The organism is Aerococcus sp. L_32, assembly GCF_050689315.1.
Window position 1 is genome coordinate 1 of the sequence record NZ_JBOEQF010000827.1, and the last position, 818, is coordinate 818.

Annotated in this window: 1 protein-coding gene; it reads left to right on the forward strand. The window is 40.3% G+C overall.

Annotation, left to right across the window (positions count from 1 at the left end):
- Positions 1 to 818 (forward strand): ribonuclease Y (gene rny, locus ACRCJ0_RS16730; protein WP_431391285.1); only part of this gene is annotated, 818 nt, incomplete at both ends.

Below are 818 nucleotides of genomic sequence, written 5' to 3' on the forward strand. Positions count from 1 at the left end.
TACATTAGCTCATGAGAAAGCCTTATTAATTAAGAAGGCAGAGCAAGAAGCTAATGACACGGCAGATCGAGTTGCAAAACAAATTGTACTTCAAGCTATTGAACGCTCTGGAGCGGATACAGTTACAGAATCTACAGTTACAGTTGTTCACTTACCAAATGATGATATGAAAGGTCGTATCATTGGTAAAGAAGGACGAAACATCAAGACATTAGAATCCTTAACCGGAATTGACTTGATTGTTGATGATACACCTGAAGCTGTCGTATTAAGTGGATTTGATCCGATTCGTCGTGAAATTGCAAAGATCGCTTTAGATAAATTGATTGGAGATGGACGAATCCATCCAGCCAAAATTGAAGAGGCAGTTGAAAAAGCTCGTAAACAAATGGATAGTAAAGTAAGAGAAATCGGTGAAGAAACTATTTTTGATTTAGGTATTCATTCTCTTCACCCTGACTTAGTGAAAACATTAGGTCGCTTATACTACCGAACAAGTTACGGTCAAAATGTTTTGAATCACAGTATTGAAGTTGCTAAATTAGCTGGTGTGATGGCAGCAGAACTTGGTGAAGACGTACAATTGGCTAAACGCGCTGGTCTAATGCATGATATCGGTAAAGCCGTTGATCATGAAGTAGAAGGGTCTCACGTACAAATTGGTACGGAATTTGCTATCAAATACCAAGAACCTGAAACTGTTATTAACGCCATTGCTAGCCACCATGGTGACGTTGAAGCAACAAGTGTTATCGCTAGCTTAGTTGCCATCGCCGATGCACTTTCGTCAGCACGACCAGGTGCCCGCAGTGAATCAC